The organism is Elizabethkingia argenteiflava, assembly GCF_009904105.1.
Classification (GTDB): domain Bacteria; phylum Bacteroidota; class Bacteroidia; order Flavobacteriales; family Weeksellaceae; genus Elizabethkingia; species Elizabethkingia argenteiflava.
This window is the reverse complement of record NZ_JAAABJ010000315.1, coordinates 1-20902: the sequence shown is the minus strand read 5'-3', so window position 1 is coordinate 20902 and position 20902 is coordinate 1. Positions and strand designations below refer to the sequence as shown.

Sequence of the window (20902 nt, the reverse complement as noted above, 5' to 3'; positions counted from 1 at the left end):
TGCGAAATCCTTTGATGGCTTTAAGAACAGAATATTATCTAAGATAATGGCACTGACTGTTATACAATGCATTAATAAACTAAACAATAGAAATATTAACAACTTAAAAACTCGTATTGCTTAAATGAACCACGGGTTCTATTAAATAAGATAAAATTAAAACAGAATCAATACAAGGCTTTTGGCTTTTTTAATTCTGATTATCTTTGTGGTACAATACATAAATTTTTAAAATAATACATTTATGAAAACTTACGCAGGGATTCCCGAAGAGCATGCAATATTAGAAAACTCAAAAGTAATGCTGGTGACTGTACCTTATGATGGGACTTCCACCTGGGGAAAGGGTGCCGACAAAGGACCCGCACTTTTTCTCGACGCTTCCGAAAACATGGAGCTTTACGATATTGAAACTGGAACCCAACCTTATCTAAATGGAGTATACTTGGCAGAGGAGGTCTCTGAAAACTCTACACCTGAAGCCATGACTCAGGCTGTATACCAGAAGACTAAAGAAATGTTGAGCCATTCAGGAAAATTATTTACCCTTTTTGGGGGCGAACATTCTGTATCTATAGGGGCTATTCGTGCTGTAGGCGAAAAATATGAAAATCTTACAGTCCTACAACTAGATGCCCATACAGACCTCAGACCCGAGTTTCACGGTTCTACTTCCAATCATGCCTGTGCCGTTTTCGAAGCCCGCCAAAAGCATAATTTAGTACAGGTGGGTATACGTTCTATGGATGAGGAAGAAATGCAGTATGTTCCGCAAGGGCAATGTTTTTGGGCACATCAGATTGCAACCAATTCCAATTGGATGGAAGAGGTACTGGCTAAAGTTTCTGGGAATGTATATATTACTATAGATTTAGATGCTTTTGACCCCGCTATAGCACCTTCTACAGGAACGCCTGAACCTGGTGGTTTAGCTTGGTATCCTACATTAGAATTATTGCGAAAAGTTTTTGAGAAATGTAATGTGGTAGCTTTTGATATAGTAGAACTCATGGACAGTCCCATGGCTAAGCCTACAGCCTTTCTAGCAGCCAAATTATATTATAAAATGTTAGCCTATTATTTCACGGCTAAAAAATAATTTTAAGGATGTTTTAACACAATAAAATACCGGGGACATTATTTTTTTAATAACTTTACATGTGAAAGATTTTAATTATTAAATTATTAAACTATTAAATTTAATCTAAACATGAAAAAAATTTTAACAACAGTTGCATTGGCAATTTTACTACCCTTTGCAGCAGTATCGTGTAAAAAGAAAAATAATGACACCAATTTACAAGCCAAAGCCACTACTGTGGTGGCGGCTGATCCGCAATTAAAAGTAGAGGTTAAACAAGGAGTTGCCCATTTGTCAGGAACATTTTCCGATGAAACAACGAAACAACAGATGATAGAATCCCTTAAATCTATTGAGGGCATTAAGGAGGTAATGGATATGTCTACACCCGATTCGGGTTCCGTAGAAACTAAGGCAGTGGCCGCACCTGAAAGTCTCCAAAAAATTAAAGACGCTTTAAAGGATTATCCAAAAGCTAAAGCTGAAGTCATCAATGGTGAACTCACTATACAGGGTGAGGTTACCAGAGATCAGGCTAGAAAAATTAAGCAATCTATTGATGCGCTTAATGTGGGTAAGGTGAATTATAACTATATGGTAAAATAACGAAGCTATGAGCACATTACAAGATAAATATGCTGGGGTAATTTCAGCAGCACAACGTTTACAAATTAGTGATTTGAAGGTTGAGGAGCGTGATGGTATTCTCTACGTATCAGGGAACGCATCCAATTCAGCAGACAAAGATGCTGTTTGGGATGCTTTAGGTAGTGTGGACCCTAATTTTAGCGCTTCAGATATCAATCTCAATATCCAAGTTGCCGGTCTTGCTTCTGGAGTTAATCTTACAGTAGCCACGGAACAAGGTAATTTGAATATCAGGGAAACACCCAGTACCGATGCAAGTGTTTTAGCCAGAGTAGCCAAGGGAGAATTGGTGACTTTGGTCGAACAAACCAGCGGAGAGTGGTGGTTGGTGAAGACTAAAGATGGAATTCAGGGCTATGCCTATTCTCGATACTTAAAAGTATAAAAACCACAAAGCCCCTTTCAAAAGGGGCTTTTTTTCTTCATTTTCTTTCTTCATTTCTTTCGTGCAATGCCTGCTGCTTTCAATCTAGCGACATATTGTCAATCAGTCTGACCTCTCCTATGAAAACCACGATAAAAGCCCTATATTTTCTGTTTTTATCATAATGAGTAAGCTCTCGAAGGCTTTCTTCATCGGCAATAATAAAATATTCTAATCTATAGTTCGATTCAGCAAAGATCTCTTTCACTCTTTTTTTTATCTCATCCATACTGATTTGTGGGAAACATTCCTTCACTTTCAGCAGGGTCTGATAAATAAGACTGGCTCCCGATTTTTCTTCCTCAGAGAGTCTCATATTACGAGAACTCAGCGCCAGTCCATTTTTAGCCCTGTAAATGGGAACTCCCTGTATACGAATTGGAAATTTCTCTATTTCCACTAGCTTTTTAATGATGGCTAACTGTTGAAAATCTTTTTCACCAAAATAGGCGTTATTGGGTTGTATTTGCCGAAATAGCTCAGAAACTACTGTGGCAACACCATCAAAATGTCCGGGGCGAGATTTCCCTTCCATTTCGTCTTCAATGCCACCAAAATGATAATTTTTTCGGGTGGTATTTTGCGGATATATATCTTCAACTTGTGGTATATAAACGGCATCTACGCCTTCTTTTTTTAACATTTCAATGTCCTCCTCCTCTCTGCGCGGATAATTTTTTAGGTCGTCCGGATTATTAAACTGAGTGGGATTGACAAAGATGGAGGAGACTACAATGTCGTTTTCGGCTCTTGCCATTTTGTATAGAGAAAGGTGGCCTTCATGTAATGCACCCATGGTGGGGGCAAACCCAATGTTCTTAGCCTGTTTTTTTATTTGGGTAATATAATCGCTCAGATTTTGCCGATTGCGAAGAATCTCCATATTTTGAAATTTCGGCAAAATTATTAAAAAATGTTAATTAAAAACTATTAGTAGAAAAAGTTGTATTTTTGTAAAGTTAACCATCTTAATTACTATATAGAGAAAGTTTATTATGCCAAACCAAAAAATTTTATACGTCACCACAGAGCTTTATCCCTACCAAGAAGACAGTAATATGGCTACCATGGTGAATAAGATGGCCTTGAAAATGTATAATGACGGAAATGACGTACGCGTTTTTATGCCCAGATTTGGGATGATCAGCGAGCGAAAATTTCAGCTTCATGAAGTCATTCGTCTGTCGGGGATGAATATCATTATCAATGATCTTGACCAACCTTTATTGATTAAAGTAGCTTCGTTGCCTAACGAGAGGATGCAAGTTTATTTTATAGATAATGAAGAATATTTTAAGCGAAAGCAATTGTATTTTGACGATAAGGGGGTCGCATTTCCTGATAATGATGAGCGAGCAATTTTCTTTGCTAGAGGAGTGATTGAAACGATTAAAAAGCTGAACTGGGTACCCGACGTGATCCACTTAAATGGTTGGATGGCCTCTTTTATCCCTTTATACCTAAAAACTTTTTATAAAGACGATGACTATTTTAAAGACACTAAGCTTGTAATTTCCATATATAACGAAAAAGACGCCGCTTTTAACAATAACATTGAAGAGAAGCTTAAATTTGATAATATCCAAGGTTTACCCGCATTAGAAAAACCCAGTTTCAGAAATTTTATTGGGGAGAGTCTTAAATTAGTAGATCTTGTATTGAAAGGCGATGAGTCTTTAGAAGATGATCTGGAATCTATGTATATAGGGGTAAATTCTGAAAAGAAGGATTTCGTAAGCGCTGATGCTATTAATCAAGTGTACTAAAATAATAGTCAATTTTTGATATAAATAATGAAAAAAATAAAGATAATAGCCCATACTTGTTTTATACTGAGTATAGGTTTATTTACCTTAATTTCGTGTGAATCGGATGCCGATGCTTTGGGAAAGCAATTCACAGAGGGTAATGCTGCAGATGGGCAAGAGCTTAGCTATGATGTTATTGCTTATAATGTGAACCACAACGATAGCATCAGAAGTGATGCTAAACATTTGGGAAACCTGTTATTAGGTGCTTTTGACGAGCCCGTTTTCGGAAAACATAAGGCCTCTTATGTTACCCAATTGAGACCTACAGTCTATGGAATCGATTTTGGAAAAAAAGCAAAGGTAGATTCTGTGGTTTTACAGATAAAACCCAACTACAAAATAGACTCTGTAAAGACCACCAATACCACGCTGGGGAAAACGACTTCTGGTAAGGATTCCATTAAAACGGTTTCCACATATCCTCTATTGAAGTATGGGAAAGGATTGCTCAATGCTAAATCTACTAAGCTAACGCTCAGAGTGGAAGAGGTTTCCGACTTTCTATATGACCAGTCCAGACCTGTTTATTCTAACCATCGAGTAAATACAGGAACGTTCTTGGGAAAGAAAGTGATAGGTGCCAGTGTAAGCGGAGTTAAAATAGTTCAATCAGGTGATAATCGTGAGTTATTGACCAGAGAAGTAGGAATTAGAATTCCTTTGAACAAAGATTTTTTCCAAACTAAAATTATAGGACAGCAAGGACAGAATGCCCTTAGCGATGCGGCTTCATTCATTCGGTATTTCCGAGGCATAAGAATTTCCGTAGATGAAAACGATGGATTTTTATTTAGCATGGCCCCTGATGATATTTCAATCACCATGTATTATTCCAATGAGGTCACTAAAGACGGGCAGACCAAGAGAGAAGCCAATACTTATACTTTTGATCTGGGCAAGCTGAATGTTCATTTCAGTCAGCTTGAATTCTCAAGACCTTCCGGCTATAATACAGCTATGAAAGCTATTAATACCGTTAAAGGGGATGCGAAACTCTATCTTCAAGGTGCAGGAGGTGCAGGAGGTGAATTTATAATTCCAGAATCCACTATTCAGCAATTGAAAAATATATATGCAAAAGACAAAGCCGGTATTTTATCTGCTAAAATCAGGGTATATTCAGATGCAAATACCTGGCATAATAACTTTGCTAAACCTTCTACCTATACTGTACTTCAGAAGAATAGAAAGCAGTTTATAGAAGATATGAATGTTTTAAATACCCCTTCCTATATTCGAGTGAAAGCTGTAAATCTAGATAAAAACCCTTCTTATTACGATATTGCTATCACTCAAACGCTTAAGAATATCGTAGAAAAAGGTGCTAATAACCAGCCTATTGTGATTGATGTGGGGGATTTTGCAACACTCCAAAAGGATAATAGACAAAGTCTCTTAGGCTGGAACTATACTTCCAGAGCTTACACACCTAACAGAGTGGTTTTAGTAGGATCAGATCCTGCCAATCCAAAACAAAAAGCTCAACTTAAAGTGGTTTATACTAAAAAATAAAAATTCATGTGCGGAATAGTTGGTTATACGGGCTTTAGAGATGCCTATGAAATCGTAATAAATGGTCTCAAGAGATTAGAATACCGTGGCTATGACAGTGCAGGTATTGTACTTGAGAACAATAAAAACGAAGTAGAACTTAAGAAAGCCAAAGGTAAAGTTTCCGATTTAGAGGCGATTGCCGGTAATTTAAAAAACACCTCTCACGTAGGGATGGGACACACCCGTTGGGCTACTCATGGAGTTCCTAGCGATATCAACTCGCATCCCCATGTTTCCAATAATGGTAAAATTGTATTAGTTCACAATGGGATTATTGAAAACTACGAGACCATAAAAATCATGTTATCTCAGAAAGGATTTGTTTTCCATTCACAAACGGATACAGAAGTTTTAGCAAACTTTATTCAGTATTTTATGGATGAATCCGGTAAAGATTTCGCTGAAGCGGTGAGGGCTGCTTTAAGCGAGGTGTATGGCGCTTATGCCATAGCCGCTTTACATGTAGATTATCCTGGACAGTTTGTGGTAGGGCGTCTAAGCTCTCCTTTGGCCATAGGTTTGGGGGATAAAGAATACTTTATCGCTTCCGATGCCTCTCCTTTTGTAGAGTTTACAAAAGAAGCTATCTATCTTGAAGATGGCCATATGGCACTTATATCTTTGGACAGAGGTGTGGATATCCGATTGATTAAGGACAACTCTAAAGTCGATGCTGAAATTCAGCAGTTGCAGATCAGCCTAGAACAGATAGAAAAAGGTGGGTACGATCATTTTATGTTGAAGGAGATTTTTGAACAACCTAAATCTATTCATGATACCATGCGAGGACGTCTTCTCTTGGACGAAGGGATTATTAAAATGGCTGGTATCTGGGATCACCTTGAGAGAATACAAGCAGCAAAAAGAATTATTATTATAGCTTGTGGAACATCTTGGCATGCCGGTTTAATAGGCGAATATCTCATAGAAGAGTTCGCAAGAATACCAGTTGAGGTCGAGTATGCTTCAGAATTTCGTTACCGTAATCCCATAATTACTCCTAAAGATGTGGTGATTGCCATTTCCCAGTCTGGGGAAACCGCTGATACCATGGCTGCCATTAAACTCGCCAAAGAGAAAGGTGCTTTTGTATATGGTATTTGTAACGTTATTGGTTCTTCCATTGCGCGTATCACCCATGCAGGATCTTATACCCATGCGGGACCAGAAATAGGCGTGGCTTCGACAAAAGCTTTTACAGCCCAGCTGACGATATTAGCGATGATAGCACTCAAATTAGGAAAACATAACGGAAATCTTAATAATACAGAATTTATGCAATATCTGTATGAGTTAGATGCCATTCCTAAAAAAATAGAGGAAGTACTCGCATCTTCTCATGATACTGCAAAGCAGATTGCTGAGGAGTTTGTAAATGCTACCAATTTCTTGTATCTGGGGAGAGGTTATAATTTCCCTGCAGCTTTAGAAGGTGCTTTAAAGCTTAAAGAAATTTCATACATACATGCAGAAGGTTACCCGGCTGCAGAAATGAAACACGGACCTATTGCTCTCATCGATGAAAATATGCCTATGGTGATCATTGCACCTAAGCAAGGCTATTATGATAAAATAGTGAGCAATGTTCAAGAAATTAAAGCTAGAAAAGGTAGAATTATCGCTTTGGTGAACAAAGGAGATGAGCAGGTAGCTTCCATGGCCGATTATGTGATAGAATTCCCAGAAACATCTGAGTGTTTTTCACCGATGATGGCATCTGTACCGCTTCAATTATTGGCGTATTATATTGCTGTTTTCAGAGGTGTCAATGTAGATCAGCCCCGTAACCTAGCAAAATCGGTTACCGTAGAATAAATATTTGTTGAAAATAACTGAAAACCTGAGTATCTTTGCTCAGGCTTTTTTATATGGAAAAGATAGATTACATCATTGTAGGAGACGGTTATGCAGCCATATTCTTTGCACACCAGCTGATCAAGAATAACAAAAGTTTCAAACTTTATTCTGAAGGAGTAAAAGCAGCGTCTCATATTTCTGCGGGAGTATGTAATCCTGTAGTCTTAAAGCGATATAATAAAATATGGAATGATGAAGCCTTAATGCATTACCTCCCTCTTATCTTTTCTGAAATAGAAAACTATCTCCATAAGAATTATTTAATTCAGGAAAATGTGGTTCGTATTTTCCATGATGAAGGAGAGCAAAAGCTTTGGTTAAGAAAAGCAGATCAACCTAAATTTGAAAAATATCTAAATCCGGAAATCCAGTATTTAAGTGGGCTTGACAATCCATGGGGTGTAGGCAGGGTAAACAGCTCCTGCCGTTTGGATGTGCCGGCTTTTTTTGCAGACTTCTTTAGCTATTTGGAAAAAAATAAGCAGTTGGTAAAAGAGAAATTTAAATACGAAGATTTGGATGTTGAACAAAAAAAATATCAAAACTATAGCTATACCACTATTGTATTTGCAGAAGGAGTAGGGGTGAAAAAAAATCCGTATTTCCATGAAATTCCGATTCAACCCAATAAAGGACATCGCCTGAGTATTCGATTGGATAAAGCTATAGAGCCTCTTATTATTAAAAAAAAGCATTTTCTATTTCGTTTTTCTCCTCATGAATACTACTATGGGGGGACCTATGATAGAGGTGCCGATACCGCTGAAATAGATACACAATCTGTAGAACAATTACAAACCGCTTTAGAAAAAATGTACCGAGGGGCTTATTGTCTCGATGATATTGCGGTGGCTTTCCGTGCAACAATGGCTGATAGAAGACCTGTGATAGGTCGGCACGGAAAATATAACGATCTCCATATATTCAATGGATTAGGAGCACGTGGTGTATTAAATGGCGGATATTTTTCGCGTATGCTATTCGATTTTATAGAAAATAAGCATCCTCTGCATCCAGAAGCAGATGTGAAAAGATTTTATCAAACCGATAAATTGTTTTAAATTGCGCAGAATATGATGTCCAAACGTTGCAAGTACGCTTTAAAAGCTATGGTTAGGCTGGCAAGAAACTATAAAAAAGGATTTCTGTCTACCTCATCGATCGCAGAGGAAGAAAATATTCCTAAGAAATTTTTAGAGCAAATTTTATTGGAATTAAAAAGAGCAAAGCTTGTCAACAGCAAACAAGGTATGGGTGGTGGTTATTATTTAATCAAATCTCCTGATGAAGTCTCCTTAGCAGATCTGTATCGAATTTTTGAAGGACCTATTTCTCTCACGCCCTGTATTTCCCTTAATTACTATGAAGCCTGTGATGATTGCGTAGACGAAGCGACTTGTTATCTCAGACATGAGCTCATGAACGTTCGCGAGAAGACTCGTAAAAGTATGATGGAGGCTACCCTTAGTGCTTTTATAAATAAAAGATAATTTTTCAGGCCTTAAATACTACTAATTTGGTAGAATAAATATATATTTACAACTTAAATTTTATTCTGAAATGTCAACTCTCCAGAAAATAGAACTGAACGACTTAATACAAAAGTTATCTAGCTCCGTTTCCGAGACGGATGCACTGCATATATTAGCCCATAACTATCCTAATCAAATAGTGTTTTCTACTAGCTTTAGCTATGAAGATCAAGTGATTATGCATTTGGTCAGGCAACTCGATATTGCGGTATTTACTCTAGATACGGGCAGGCTTTTTGAACAGACTTATGAAACCTGGGCCGCCACAAAGTCTTTTTTTAAAAAAGAAATCAGAGCTTTTTATCCCGATGCTCAGGCATTGGGTGAGTTTATTACCCAACATGGACCCGATTCATTTTACCGTTCAGTAGAGCAGAGAAAAACCTGCTGCCAAATTCGAAAAGTCCAGCCTCTTAAGAGAGCGTTGCAGGGATATAAAATATGGATTACTGGTTTGAGAGCAGAGCATTCGGAAAATCGTAAAAATATGCCTCAATTGGAGTGGGATCCCCATCATCAGCTGGTGAAGTATCATCCGCTTTTATATTGGAGTACTCAGGAAGTAAAAGATTACGTTAAAAAATATCAACTCCCCTATAATCATCTGCACGAAAAGGGATTTGTAAGCATTGGTTGTGCACCATGCACCAGAGCGATTGGAGAAGGAGAAAACTTTCGAGCAGGACGTTGGTGGTGGGAAGATGCCGATAAAAAAGAGTGTGGTTTGCATATTCATCAATAAAAAGAAAAAAAATGTCAATACAGCATTTAGATTATTTAGAGCAATTAGAATCAGAATCCATTTACATTTTAAGAGAAGTCGCGGGTCAATTCGAAAGGCCTGCATTGTTATTTAGCGGAGGTAAAGATAGTATTACATTGGCGCATTTGGCATTAAAAGCTTTTCACCCCGGAAAGATACCTTTCACTTTCGTCCATATAGATACAGGGCATAACTTTCCGGAGGTTTTAGCTTTCCGGGATAGATTGGTGAAGGATTTAGGAGTCCACTTAGTGGTACGTAAAGTGGAAGATACGATGATACAGAAAAATCTTAAAGAACCCAAAGGAAAATTCCCAAGCCGAAATTGGCTACAGACTTTTACGCTTCTCGATACTATAGAGGAGTTTAGATTTGATGCGTGCATAGGTGGCGCTAGGCGAGATGAAGAAAAAGCAAGGGCAAAAGAAAGAATTTTTTCAGTACGCGACGAATTTGGTCAGTGGGAACCCAAGCTACAACGCCCTGAATTGTGGAATATATTCAATGGTAAAATACATAATGGGGAGAATATAAGAGTATTTCCAATTAGTAATTGGACAGAATTGGATGTGTGGAATTACATTCGTCAAGAGAAAATAGCATTACCCTCCATTTATTTTTCGCACGAAAGAGAAGTGGTGGATTTTAATGGTCAATGGATAGCCAATTCCAAACATGCCATATTGGATGCCAATGATTGGGTTACTATAAAGAGAGTGCGTTATCGCACAGTAGGAGACATGACTTGTACTGCAGCTATAGAATCCACAGCTGCGGATATTGATGAGGTAATCAATGAAATAACCGCTACTCGTATCTCCGAAAGAGGAGAAACCCGTATCGATGATAGAGTAACCGAAGCGGCAATGGAAGATCGTAAAAAAGGAGGCTATTTTTAATATAATATGAGAGTTAAATGGATATTTTAAGATTTATAACCGCAGGCAGTGTAGATGATGGTAAGAGTACCCTCATAGGTCGTCTGCTTTACGATAGTAAAAGCATTTTGCAAGATCAGTTAGAGGTGTTGGAGAAGCACTCTAAAAATAAAAATGAAGAAGGCGTAGACTTAGCATGGCTTACAGACGGTTTGCGAGCAGAAAGGGAGCAGGGAATTACGATTGATGTAGCCTATAGATATTTTTCAACGGCTAAAAGAAAATTTATTATTGCCGATGCTCCCGGACATGTGCAATATACTAGGAATATGATCACCGGAGCCTCTAATTCGGATTTGATGGTGATTCTCATCGATGCCCGTCAAGGCGTGATAGAACAGACACGACGGCATTCTGTTATCGCATCATTACTCAATTTAAAGAATGTAGTTGTGGCTATTAACAAAATGGATTTGGTGGGCTATTCACAAGAAGTATTTGAAAAAATAAAAGCAGAGTATTCTAAAATTGCTGAAAGTTTAGGATTGAAGCGAGTGGATTACTTTCCTATATCTGCCCTTAAGGGAGATAATATCGTGTCCCGCTCTTTCCAAACGGCATGGTATAAGGGTGTTTCACTCCTAGAATACTTAGAAGACGTGGAAGTTAAGTCCCAATCGGATACTTCAGAAAATCGATTTCAAGTGCAGTATGTGATTCGCCCGCAGACCGAAGATTTGCACGATTATCGGGGATATGCCGGCCAGATTCTCAGCGGTGTTTTCCGAAAAGGAGATCCTGTCCAGGTATTTCCAGCAGAAATAGAAACGACTATTGTTAAGATTGAAGTTAAGGGTGTAGAGGTGGATAAAGCTTGGCAGGGGCAAGCTGTCGTGTTGCATATCAAAGATAATATTGATGTCAGTAGAGGTGATTTTTTGGTGGGAACAGATAATTTACCTAAAGTAGAAAAAGAGGTGGAAGTTTTGCTTTGTTGGCTCGACCAAAAGGCTTTACAGCCTGGTAATAAGTATATACTCCAACATCACAGTCGTTTGCTAAAAGCTATGGTTAAGCAGGTAGAATATAAAGTGAATGTCAATACTCTGGAGCGAGAAAAAGTGAGTGAAGGTGTAAGGCTTAACGAAGTCGTAAAAGTAACACTACGTACTGTACAACCTTTGGTTTTTGATAGTTTTATAGACAATAAGGTCACAGGATCTGCAATTTTGGTGGACGAAACCTCCAATTCTACAGTAGCAGCCTGTATAATACAATAATAGATAGATGAGTGTGTCACCAGATTTTATACAACAAATATTTTATAGAAAGCACTGTAAATCAGCTGTTTTTTTTGATAAAAAGAAAGCGGAATATTTTGTGGAAGAACTGTATAAGACCCTTTTCCTTCCTGGTAATTTTAAAACAGAGACTGAGCTGAAGAGCAAGTTTAAAACATTACAAAATGCACTTTTTTATCTTATTAAAAATATAACAAATGATCAACTTTTGGCAGAACGACAGGTGGAGGTGCTGTTTAATGCATTACCAGCTATTTATGATAAATTAATGTTGGACGCTACAGCGATCTTAGAGGTTGATCCTGCAACAGAATCCTTAGATGAGATTCTGTGGGCGTATCCTGGATTTTTTGCGACTTATATTTACAGAATATCTCATCAGCTTTGGACGCAGGAAGTGAAAAATCTGCCCCGTATTATGACTGAATATGGACACAGTAAAACGGGGATAGATATACACCCTGCGGCTAGCATTGGCGAAAATTTCTTTATTGATCACGGGACGGGTATCGTGATCGGAGAAACCACTCGTATAGGGAATCACGTAAAAATTTACCAGGGGGTAACCCTCGGGGCGCTGAATGTGGCTAAGGATAGAGCTAACTACAAGAGGCATCCCGATATCGAAGATCACGTTACCATTTATTCAGGTGCTACCATCCTCGGAGGATGTACGACCATAGGAAGGGGAAGTATTATTGGGGGTAATGTATGGGTTACCCAAAGTGTACCGCCCAATTCATTGGTTTATCATAAAAGCGAAATTAGAATTAAGGATAATAATCCATTACCTGACTCATTAAACTTTATCATTTAAACACACACAATATTTAAAAACCGTAAAAAATAAGTCATGAAATTTCAAAATGTTTTAGGCGCTATAGGGAACACACCAGTTATTAAGATCAATACATTATTTGGTACTGATCATGAGGTATGGATAAAGCTAGAAAAGAACAATCCTGGGGGGAGTATTAAAGATAGAATAGCCTTAGCTATGATTGAAGATGCCGAGAATAGGGGGGTGTTGAAAAAAAATAGCGTTATTATAGAACCTACAAGTGGAAACACGGGTATAGGTCTTTCTCTAGTAGCCGCAGTAAAAGGATACAAGCTTATTTTGGTGATGCCTGAAAGTATGAGTGTTGAACGTCGGAAAATTATGGAGGCTTATGGCGCCGAATTTGTTTTAACCCCCCGAGAGAAGGGAATGAAAGGGGCTATTGAAAGAGCTGATGAATTGGCTGAAGAGATCTCTAATTCTTGGATCCCAAAACAGTTTGATAATCCTGCTAATGTAAAAGTACATTTAGCAACCACTGCTAAGGAGATTTTAAAAGATTTTCCACAAGGTTTAGATTATATTATTACCGGTGTAGGTACAGGAGGACATATCACCGGAATAGCGCAGCTTGTAAAACAAAAATTTCCACAGGTAAAAGTAATAGCTGTAGAGCCCGAATTATCGCCTGTGCTAAGCGGAGGGGATGCAGGCCCGCATCCTTTACAGGGATTGGGAGCTGGTTTCGTTCCGTCCATATTGGATACCTCTATTTTGGATGATATTGTTCAGGTTGGTAAAGACGAATCCTTTTCATTTGCCATAGATGCGGCTAAAAGTGAAGGTCTTTTCGTGGGGGTTTCTACTGGAGCTGCCTTAGCCGCAGTAGCTAAAAAACTACCCCATATTCCTAAAGGCGCTAAAATACTAACCATTAATTATGATACAGGCGAGAGGTATCTTTCTCTAGAAGGACTATTTTAAGTTCCCACAATAAGGCGATACACCATATTTCAATGAATACACGTAACAAAACACCCAAAGTCTATCTTATAGGTGCAGGACCTGGCGATCCTGAACTCATTACACTAAAGGCTATTAGAGCCTTAGCTATTGCTGATGTGATCCTATGTGATCGATTGGTGAGCCCCGATATTTTGACACAATATGCTCGGTCAGATGCGGAGGTAGTATATGTAGGTAAAGAATGTAGTAAAAAGGCTTCTACCCCACAATCTTCTATTAACGATCTGATGGTAGAATACGCTGTGCAGAATAAAAGAGTGGCCCGATTAAAGGGAGGAGACGTTTCCATATTTTCCAATATTTTAGATGAACTACAAGCGCTAAAAGATAACCTCATTCCCTATGAAATTATCCCAGGAATTACTGCAGCTTCTGGAGCTGCGGCCTATGCGGGTATACCTTTAACTGCTAGGGGGTATGCCACATCGGTTCGATTTTTAACCTATTATAAAACCGAAGTTTTAAGTGACGATGTTTGGAGAGCTTTGGCAGCGACTGAAGATACCTTGGTTTTTTATATGTCTGTGAGCAATTTAGGCTTTTTGGTCAAAAAATTTAAATCATTTCAGGTAGATGCTGAAAGTAAGATGGCTATTATCGAACAGGCTACTACACCTTTTCAGAAGGTTTATACAACCTCCTTTGAAGATTTTGAAAATACTTTAGGCACGCGAGAATTTGTCTCTCCCTCCTTAATTATAATTGGAAAAATAGTTCAGCTTTACGAGCGTTTTTCATGGTTGCCTAATGCCCATAGGGAAGGTCTATACTTTAAATCGATCACCAACGGAAGTTTACTTCCCGAATCACAAAAATTTTTTAAATATGTTGTCTGAGATAAAACTAAAAGTATTGGAGGAAATTTCCAATAGCTTTTCAAGAGATGAGGTGATCTGGGCCAGTGGCTATTTGGCAGGTAGGGCAGCGTCTTCTGCATTCCTTACAGAAAAAGAATCCCAGCAGCCTAATGATGTTCTAATTTCGGAGTCTGTACAAAAAATAACCCTAGCTTATGGAACCGAAACTGGAAATGCAAAGAAGCTGGCGATGGGATTTTCAGCAATAGCTAAGAAAAAAGGATTTAAAATAAAGCTGGAAGACTTAGCTCAGTATAAAACTAAAGATTTATCCCAAGAAGCCTATTTTTTTATTATTACTAGTACCCAAGGAGATGGAGAGCCTCCCTTCTCTGCTAAGAAGTTTTATGATTATATTCACGAAAATGAGCTGGATCTTTCCCATCTTAAGTTTGGAATATTGGGATTGGGAGACAGTTCTTATCCTCAATTTTGTAAAACGGCGGAGGATATAGATACACGTTTGGAAAGTTTAGGTGCACAGCGGGTCATTCCCTTGAAAAAGTGTGATGTGGATTACGAAGAAGAGGCGCCTCAGTGGTTGGAGGATGTTTTTTCAGTAACCCATAACAAGGGGAAGTCCATCACCCATAGTAGCAGTTCAGCTTCCAGTGTCTCCGGAATTAGAAAAAAGTACAAAGGAAAAGTTTCCACCACTATCAATCTCAATGATATTACCTCAGATAAAGAAACCTATCATATAGAGTTGGATACCGAGGAGCCGGTTGTTTATAAACCTGGAGACGCCTTAGGGGTAGTGCCTTTTAATTCCCGGATAGTTGTGGAAGAAATTATCAATTTAACTGAGATCAATCCTAGAATGCAGATTGAAACCCCTAGGTTTACAGCAAGTGTATTTGATTTATTGCATGAACATCTTAATATAAGTTACTTACAACAGGCAACGGTCTCTGAATATGCTAGGATCACAGGGCAGGATATTCCAGAAATTAGGTTAAGCCTTCTTGATTTGCTCCGAATTTATCCGGTAAAAAATGTATCTGAATTTGAAGAAATAATTAAGATTTTAAGTCCACAGATCCCCCGTTTATATTCCATATCCTCTTCTCCAGAGGCTCATGGAAATCAGCAAGTGCATATCACGGTGGCTAAATCCGAATTTTTTATCAATGACAAAAAATATACAGGTCTGTGTAGTGGATTTCTGAGTGGTTTTAAGGAAGGGGAATGTGTCGGATTTTATATCCAAGAAGCCAAACATTTTAAATTACCTGATACCCAAAAAGATATTATTATGATTGGACCCGGAACGGGTGTCGCACCTTTTCGTTCCTTTCTGTGGGAGCGCGATGCGCTGGGTGCTGAAGGAAGAAACTGGCTGTTTTTTGGAGATCGACATTTCCTTTCAGACTTCCTTTACCAGTCCGACTTTCAGTATTTCCTAAAAACAGGTGTGCTTACCCATCTAGATTTGGCTTTTTCGAGAGATACTGCAGAAAAAATATATGTACAGCACCGTCTTCAACAAAAGGCAAATCAAGTATTTCAGTGGCTTCAAGCAGGTGCCTATCTCTATGTATGTGGGGCTCGCAATCCTATGAGTAAAGAAGTAGAAGAAACATTGTTGGATATAATCCAACATCAGGGTAAATTGAGTAAAAAAGAAGCGCTGAAATATTTGGAGGAATTAGAAGTCAGCGGACGATATACAAAAGATGTGTATTAAAACTCCATATAAAAATTAAGTATAAAATGAGTATCCAAAATAATAAACTTTCTCCTGTAGAAAAAATTAAAATCGCCAGCGATGGACTTCGGGGGACTTTAAAAGAAAGCCTTATGGATGATTTTACCGGGGCTATTCGTGAAGACGATCAGAATCTAATTAAATTTCATGGCATCTACCAACAAGACGATAGAGATCGTCGAGAAGAGCGCGTAGCAAAAAAATTAGAATGGCTGTACTCCTTTATGATTCGTATTAGATTACCCGGAGGTTTGCTGACACCTCAGCAATGGATGGGACTTCATGAAATAGCAGGAGTACATGCTACAGGAACGATTAAAATTACCACCAGACAGACCATTCAGCTACATGGAGTTTTAAAATCACATCTTAAGCCCAGTTTGCAGGCATTTAATCTTCAGTATTTAGATTCTATGGCGGCGTGTGGGGATGTTAATCGTAATGTTACCTGTACTTCCAATCCTTCAGAATCTCCGTTACACCAACAAGTCTATGAGTTGGCAGGCAAAATAAGTGATATGTGCCTTCCCAAGACAAAGGCTTATTATGAAATCTGGATAGATGATGAAAAGTTGGCAGAGAGAAAAAAGGAAGAAGATCCCCTGTATCAAGATCGCTACTTACCTCGGAAACTAAAAATAGGAATTGCCATACCTCCCAATAACGATGTAGACGTATTCATCAATGATATTGCCATTATTGCTGTTATTGGAGCAGATAAAATATTGGGTTATAATATAGCTGCTGGTGGCGGTTTAGGTTCTACTCATGGTAATAATGCTACTTATGCACGTCTAGCTTCTATGTTAGGTTTTGTGGATACAGAGCAGAAATTGCTAAAAGCCGTATATGAAATTATTACCGTGCAGCGGGATTTTGGAAATCGATCGGATCGTAAGCTGGCAAGACTTAAATATACTATTGACAGGCTGGGAGTAGACCGCTATGTGAAAGAGGTGGAGAAAAGATGTGGTTTTAGCTTTCAGCCAGCTAAAGCATTTAAGTTTAATCAGCGTAAAGATCGCTATGGATGGACACAGAACCATGAGGGTAAATGTTTCTATACCCTGTTTGTAGAACATGGCAGGGTATTGGATGAAAAGGATTATCCTTTAAAATCGGGGTTATTGAAAATTGCGGAATCCTTAAAAGCCAATTTCCGTTTTACCTGTAATCAAAATCTTATTTTATCGGATATACATCCGGATGATAAGCCTGAAATAGATCAGTTGCTAAAATCCTATGGAATTTCAGATTACACCGAAAAAGCCAGCGCTTTACGTAAAAATTCTGTAGCCTGTGTTGCTTTTAACACTTGCTCCTTGGCCTTAGCCGAAGGGCAGCGCTATTTACCGGTCTTGGTGACAAAAATAGAACCTTTATTGGAGAAGTATGGACTTTTGCAAGAAGATATTAGTATTCGTATGACCGGATGTCCCAATGGATGTGGGAGGTCGCCAAATGCGGAGATAGGTTTTGTAGGAACAGCTTATGGCAGATACAACCTGCATATCGGTGGAGACCGTTTAGGAATGCGTTTAAATACCCGATATAAAGAAAATATAGATGAGGAGGAAATTCTAAAAACATTGGATGAACTCTTCGGTGTTTATATCAAGCAGAGACGAGCAGAAGAAAACTTTGGTGATTTTTCCTATAGATGGTTGCAAATTTCCAAATAAATAGAGGCCTAAACTAAATTTACAATTATTATAATAATAATGGATGGAATGTGTAGCTTGTTCGGGAGGTAAACTTATATTCTATTCACTTTATCATCTATCATGATGAAGTGTAGACGGTTAAAACATTTTTTTTCGAGAAGTATTTTTAGAGTATGGATATTTTTATCCTCCACTCTTTTTACCCTACGGAAAACCTGTTGTTTATCTCATTTTAAATTTGAGAATACTAAGAAGGAGATGTATATCATTTAAACCCAATACGAGATGAGTAATTCTTTATACCCTATATTTCTAAACCTTGAAAGACTACCCGTACTGGTAATAGGAGGTGGTAAAATCGCTTTGCAGAAATTGGAATCCATGCTTGGAAATGCTCCAGAAACCTCCATAAATCTTGTAGCTAAAGAAATTCTGCCTGAAATCAAAAAAATGGGAGTGCAATATCCGCAGCTCACTTTACATGAAAGGGCTTATAGCGAGCAGGATTTTAAGCATATAAAATTAGTAGTGCTAGCCGTTAATAATGTAGAAATTGCAGAGCAAATACGTGCTAAAGCACATCAATATAAATTATTGGTCAATGTAGTGGATAAACCCATGCTTTGTGATTTCTATTTGGGAGCTATCGTAAAAAAGGGAAATCTTAAGATAGCTATTTCCACCAATGGAAAGTCGCCGACGATGGCTAAGAGACTTCGAGAAACTTTTTCTGAAAGTATTCCGGAAGAAATCGATGAAGTATTGGAAAATATGCATAAGATTCGCCATCAGTTGAAGGGTGATTTTGATTATAAAGTTGAGGAATTGAACAAGTTGACTACTCAGTATCTTTTTCATAATGGGGAACATGGAAAGCAAACACTCGAAATAGAAAAACTTACCCGTACTGCTAAAATGTTACAGCGCAAAGCCAATATTTATTTGGGGATTATAGGGGGCATGTTACTCGTAGGAGTATTTGGGCTTATCGTTTACCAGTTTAACCTATGGGGTGACATCCAAATTTTCTTAAATCAAGATGGACATATTTTCTATTGGATGCTTTTTGTGGGATTTTTGGCAGAACTGGTAGCTGGTTCTATGGGGATGGGATATGGGGTTATATGTACAACCACCCTGCTCCTTCTTAATATCCCACCTCAGGTGGTAAGTGCCAGCATTCACTCTGCAGAATCTTTTACTACAGCTGCGGGTAGTTTTAGTCATTATAAACTGGGAAATGTTAATAAAAAATTGGTTTGGGCATTGGTACCGATTGCAATTGTGGGAGCTGTTATCGGTGCATTTACCGTATCCCATTATGGAGAGTATTATGCCCATATTGTAAAACCCATTATTGCCTGCTATACCTTGTATTTGGGTTTGAATATTTTACGCAATGCTTTTAAGAAAAAAAGCGTCTCCTCTCAAAAGCCCAGAAAAAAAACTAATCTTCAGGTTTTAGGCTTTTTAGGCGGATTTATAGATTCTTTTGCCGGAGGAGGATGGGGCCCTTTGGTTACGGGTAGTTTAATGAAGGAGGGACGTACACCCCGATATGTCATCGGGAGTTCTACAGTGGCCAAATTTTTACTTACCGTTAGCAGTGCGCTTACTTTTATCTTCACGCTAGGAGTTCAACACTGGAATATTGTCTTAGGTTTGTTATTGGGAGGTATTTTTACGGCCCCTTTTTCTGCTATGCTTACGGCAAAACTTCCGACAAAGAAAATGTTTATGGTGGTGGGAATATTGGTGATAATTATGAGTCTTACCACTATTGTAAAAGCTTTAATATAGACACAGTATAAAGTTCCCATAATAAGTATTTCACAAAAAACCATTAAATGCACAACAGGTTAAGGCGTAAAATATTTCATTAAAAGCATTAATTGAATGACGATCTTAATTGAGCATGAATGGATATTTTTGATACCGTATGCTATCCTTATGATTGTACATTTAGTTTTTCTTTGGTAATAAACATTTGGCATTTCTTTTAAAAAGAGGCAGCAATTCTACATCAGTCATAATTTCCGGAATCAATTGAATAAAGCGGAGAGCGTTTTCCTATTACTCATACACAATTTTTTTAAATTGATGTTTTGAACCCACTTTTCAGAATGCTCTCGGTTCCCGTTAAACATTTTCCTTCTTTTAAAATGTCGATTTTCGGGTGGTGGTGCCACTGCCCCTATGATCATAATTAATGATTGATCAGCTTAGAGGTCTCGCTGTTTAGTTTTTATTTTCAATTGCTTTTTTTCCATAAACATAGATGAAAAAAAATCTATTCTAGGTATTGCTAAATTAGGATAGTTTTCCTATCTTTACTAAAAAGAGCAATGGATTGTCCAAAATGTCATCAGTCTGAAAAAGTAAAAAACGTTATTTTCAGGAATCTTCAAAGATACAAATGTAAAAATTGTGGATTTAATTTTACGGTATATAAAAGAAGGGGTGAATATTCAAAAACAATCAAAAAAAAGCGCTTCAACTTTATCTTGAAGGCTTGGGCTTTAGATCAATCGGCCGGATTTTAGACGTTAGCAATGTCACTATTTTAAATTGGATTCGTAGTTTTGGTAAAGAAGTACAATCGTTGCAGTGTGAATCTGAGGAAATAAAAGTGGTAGAGTTAGATGAAATACACACTTATATAGGGAGTAAAAAAAACACGGTTGGATCTGGCTTTCTATTGATAGATTTGGAAAAAGATTCATCAATTTCGTTATTGGAGACAGAAGCCATCAAACCGCAGAAGAGTTTTGGGAAACAATAAAACAGCACAAAATGGAGAAGATCGCAAGTGATCACTGGAAAAGCTACGAAAGCATTATTCCTAAAGAGAAACATCTTCAGACAAAATTACCCTAGAAGCTTATAATAGTTTGTTTAGGCATTTTTTAGCAAGAATGAGAAGAAAGTCCAAATGCTATTCTAAAAAAATAGAAATGCTCAGATGAGCGATACTTCTTTTAATGCACCATCGTAATAAAACACTATCTATATTTGAT

General features: G+C 37.9%; 18 protein-coding genes and 2 pseudogenes. 19 read left to right on the top strand and 1 reads right to left on the bottom strand.

What is annotated here, in order from left to right; genetic code table 11:
- The 4 genes and pseudogenes from GNY06_RS15510 to GNY06_RS03380 form a co-directional block, all read left to right on the top strand.
- A pseudogene (locus GNY06_RS15510) lies at positions 1-124 on the top strand (IS982 family transposase); the annotation flags it as partial.
- 120 nt (positions 125-244) lie between these two features.
- Positions 245-1099: an agmatinase gene (speB, locus tag GNY06_RS03390; protein ID WP_166518805.1), complete on the top strand. Its 855-nt coding sequence runs from the start codon at positions 245-247 to the stop codon at positions 1097-1099.
- Between the two features lie 111 nt (positions 1100-1210).
- A complete protein-coding gene (locus tag GNY06_RS03385; RefSeq protein WP_166518804.1) occupies positions 1211-1687 on the top strand; it encodes a BON domain-containing protein in 477 nt (158 codons plus the stop codon).
- Positions 1688-1694: 7 nt separating this feature from the next.
- The gene (locus GNY06_RS03380; protein ID WP_166518803.1) at positions 1695-2114 is read left to right on the top strand and encodes an SH3 domain-containing protein; all 420 of its coding nucleotides are present in this window, start codon (positions 1695-1697) and stop codon (positions 2112-2114) included.
- A 79-nt stretch (positions 2115-2193) separates the two neighbouring features.
- On the opposite strand, the gene panC is transcribed toward GNY06_RS03380, so the two are convergent.
- Positions 2194-3036, bottom strand: coding sequence for a pantoate--beta-alanine ligase (gene panC, locus GNY06_RS03375; RefSeq protein WP_166518802.1), 843 nt, complete (start codon positions 3034-3036; stop codon positions 2194-2196).
- A 112-nt stretch (positions 3037-3148) separates the two neighbouring features.
- On the opposite strand from panC, the gene GNY06_RS03370 reads away from it, so the two are divergent.
- The 15 genes and pseudogenes from GNY06_RS03370 (at position 3149) to GNY06_RS03300 (ending at position 20851) form a co-directional block, all read left to right on the top strand.
- Complete coding sequence (locus tag GNY06_RS03370) at positions 3149-3919, top strand: glycogen/starch synthase (protein WP_166518801.1); 771 nt, start codon at positions 3149-3151, stop codon at positions 3917-3919.
- 27 nt (positions 3920-3946) lie between these two features.
- Positions 3947-5476: a DUF4270 domain-containing protein gene (locus GNY06_RS03365; RefSeq protein WP_166518800.1), complete on the top strand. Its 1530-nt coding sequence runs from the start codon at positions 3947-3949 to the stop codon at positions 5474-5476.
- Between the two features lie 6 nt (positions 5477-5482).
- Positions 5483-7333, top strand: a complete 1851-nt coding sequence (gene glmS / locus GNY06_RS03360; protein ID WP_166518799.1) for a glutamine--fructose-6-phosphate transaminase (isomerizing) — start codon at positions 5483-5485, stop codon at positions 7331-7333.
- Positions 7334-7386: 53 nt separating this feature from the next.
- Complete coding sequence (locus GNY06_RS03355) at positions 7387-8436, top strand: NAD(P)/FAD-dependent oxidoreductase (protein ID WP_166518798.1); 1050 nt, start codon at positions 7387-7389, stop codon at positions 8434-8436.
- A gap of 12 nt (positions 8437-8448) precedes the next feature.
- Complete coding sequence (locus GNY06_RS03350) at positions 8449-8865, top strand: RrF2 family transcriptional regulator (protein WP_166518797.1); 417 nt, start codon at positions 8449-8451, stop codon at positions 8863-8865.
- A gap of 70 nt (positions 8866-8935) precedes the next feature.
- Entirely contained in the window at positions 8936-9649 is a 714-nt protein-coding gene (locus GNY06_RS03345; protein WP_166518796.1) for a phosphoadenylyl-sulfate reductase, read from the top strand.
- An 11-nt stretch (positions 9650-9660) separates the two neighbouring features.
- A complete protein-coding gene (gene cysD / locus GNY06_RS03340; RefSeq protein ID WP_166518795.1) occupies positions 9661-10569 on the top strand; it encodes a sulfate adenylyltransferase subunit CysD in 909 nt (302 codons plus the stop codon).
- Positions 10570-10586: 17 nt separating this feature from the next.
- A complete protein-coding gene (locus GNY06_RS03335; protein WP_166518794.1) occupies positions 10587-11828 on the top strand; it encodes a sulfate adenylyltransferase subunit 1 in 1242 nt (413 codons plus the stop codon).
- Positions 11829-11835: 7 nt separating this feature from the next.
- Positions 11836-12666: a serine O-acetyltransferase EpsC gene (gene epsC / locus GNY06_RS03330; RefSeq protein WP_166518793.1), complete on the top strand. Its 831-nt coding sequence runs from the start codon at positions 11836-11838 to the stop codon at positions 12664-12666.
- Between the two features lie 36 nt (positions 12667-12702).
- Positions 12703-13614, top strand: a complete 912-nt coding sequence (gene cysK / locus GNY06_RS03325; RefSeq protein ID WP_166518792.1) for a cysteine synthase A — start codon at positions 12703-12705, stop codon at positions 13612-13614.
- A 32-nt stretch (positions 13615-13646) separates the two neighbouring features.
- Complete coding sequence (gene cobA / locus GNY06_RS03320) at positions 13647-14492, top strand: uroporphyrinogen-III C-methyltransferase (RefSeq protein WP_166518791.1); 846 nt, start codon at positions 13647-13649, stop codon at positions 14490-14492.
- Entirely contained in the window at positions 14482-16200 is a 1719-nt protein-coding gene (locus GNY06_RS03315; RefSeq protein WP_166518790.1) for a diflavin oxidoreductase, read from the top strand. Before cobA ends, GNY06_RS03315 begins: the two co-directional genes overlap by 11 nt.
- A gap of 26 nt (positions 16201-16226) precedes the next feature.
- On the top strand, positions 16227-17903 hold the full coding sequence (locus GNY06_RS03310) for an NADPH-dependent assimilatory sulfite reductase hemoprotein subunit (protein WP_166518789.1): 1677 nt from the start codon (positions 16227-16229) through the stop codon (positions 17901-17903).
- A 267-nt stretch (positions 17904-18170) separates the two neighbouring features.
- Positions 18171-19685 carry a TSUP family transporter gene (locus GNY06_RS03305; RefSeq protein WP_166518788.1) on the top strand — a complete coding sequence of 505 codons (1515 nt, stop codon included), beginning with the start codon at positions 18171-18173 and terminating at the stop codon, positions 19683-19685.
- 545 nt (positions 19686-20230) lie between these two features.
- A pseudogene (locus tag GNY06_RS03300) lies at positions 20231-20851 on the top strand (IS1 family transposase).
- Positions 20852-20902 lie beyond the last annotated feature (51 nt).

Bases quoted from the DNA above. Each gene is read 5' to 3' on its own strand.
- GNY06_RS03315 (WP_166518790.1), top strand. From the start codon at position 14,482: ATGTTGTCTGAGATAAAACTAAAAGTATTGGAGGAAATTTCCAATAGC.
- cysD (WP_166518795.1), top strand. From the start codon at position 9,661: ATGTCAATACAGCATTTAGATTATTTAGAGCAATTAGAATCAGAATCC.
- GNY06_RS03355 (WP_166518798.1), top strand. From the start codon at position 7,387: ATGGAAAAGATAGATTACATCATTGTAGGAGACGGTTATGCAGCCATA.
- GNY06_RS03350 (WP_166518797.1), top strand. From the start codon at position 8,449: ATGATGTCCAAACGTTGCAAGTACGCTTTAAAAGCTATGGTTAGGCTG.
- GNY06_RS03305 (WP_166518788.1), top strand. From the start codon at position 18,171: ATGAGTAATTCTTTATACCCTATATTTCTAAACCTTGAAAGACTACCC.
- GNY06_RS03370 (WP_166518801.1), top strand. From the start codon at position 3,149: ATGCCAAACCAAAAAATTTTATACGTCACCACAGAGCTTTATCCCTAC.
- cobA (WP_166518791.1), top strand. From the start codon at position 13,647: ATGAATACACGTAACAAAACACCCAAAGTCTATCTTATAGGTGCAGGA.
- GNY06_RS03345 (WP_166518796.1), top strand. From the start codon at position 8,936: ATGTCAACTCTCCAGAAAATAGAACTGAACGACTTAATACAAAAGTTA.
- GNY06_RS03310 (WP_166518789.1), top strand. From the start codon at position 16,227: ATGAGTATCCAAAATAATAAACTTTCTCCTGTAGAAAAAATTAAAATC.
- GNY06_RS03385 (WP_166518804.1), top strand. From the start codon at position 1,211: ATGAAAAAAATTTTAACAACAGTTGCATTGGCAATTTTACTACCCTTT.
- glmS (WP_166518799.1), top strand. From the start codon at position 5,483: ATGTGCGGAATAGTTGGTTATACGGGCTTTAGAGATGCCTATGAAATC.
- epsC (WP_166518793.1), top strand. From the start codon at position 11,836: ATGAGTGTGTCACCAGATTTTATACAACAAATATTTTATAGAAAGCAC.
- GNY06_RS03335 (WP_166518794.1), top strand. From the start codon at position 10,587: ATGGATATTTTAAGATTTATAACCGCAGGCAGTGTAGATGATGGTAAG.
- GNY06_RS03380 (WP_166518803.1), top strand. From the start codon at position 1,695: ATGAGCACATTACAAGATAAATATGCTGGGGTAATTTCAGCAGCACAA.
- panC (WP_166518802.1), bottom strand. From the start codon at position 3,036: ATGGAGATTCTTCGCAATCGGCAAAATCTGAGCGATTATATTACCCAA.
- GNY06_RS03365 (WP_166518800.1), top strand. From the start codon at position 3,947: ATGAAAAAAATAAAGATAATAGCCCATACTTGTTTTATACTGAGTATA.
- cysK (WP_166518792.1), top strand. From the start codon at position 12,703: ATGAAATTTCAAAATGTTTTAGGCGCTATAGGGAACACACCAGTTATT.
- speB (WP_166518805.1), top strand. From the start codon at position 245: ATGAAAACTTACGCAGGGATTCCCGAAGAGCATGCAATATTAGAAAAC.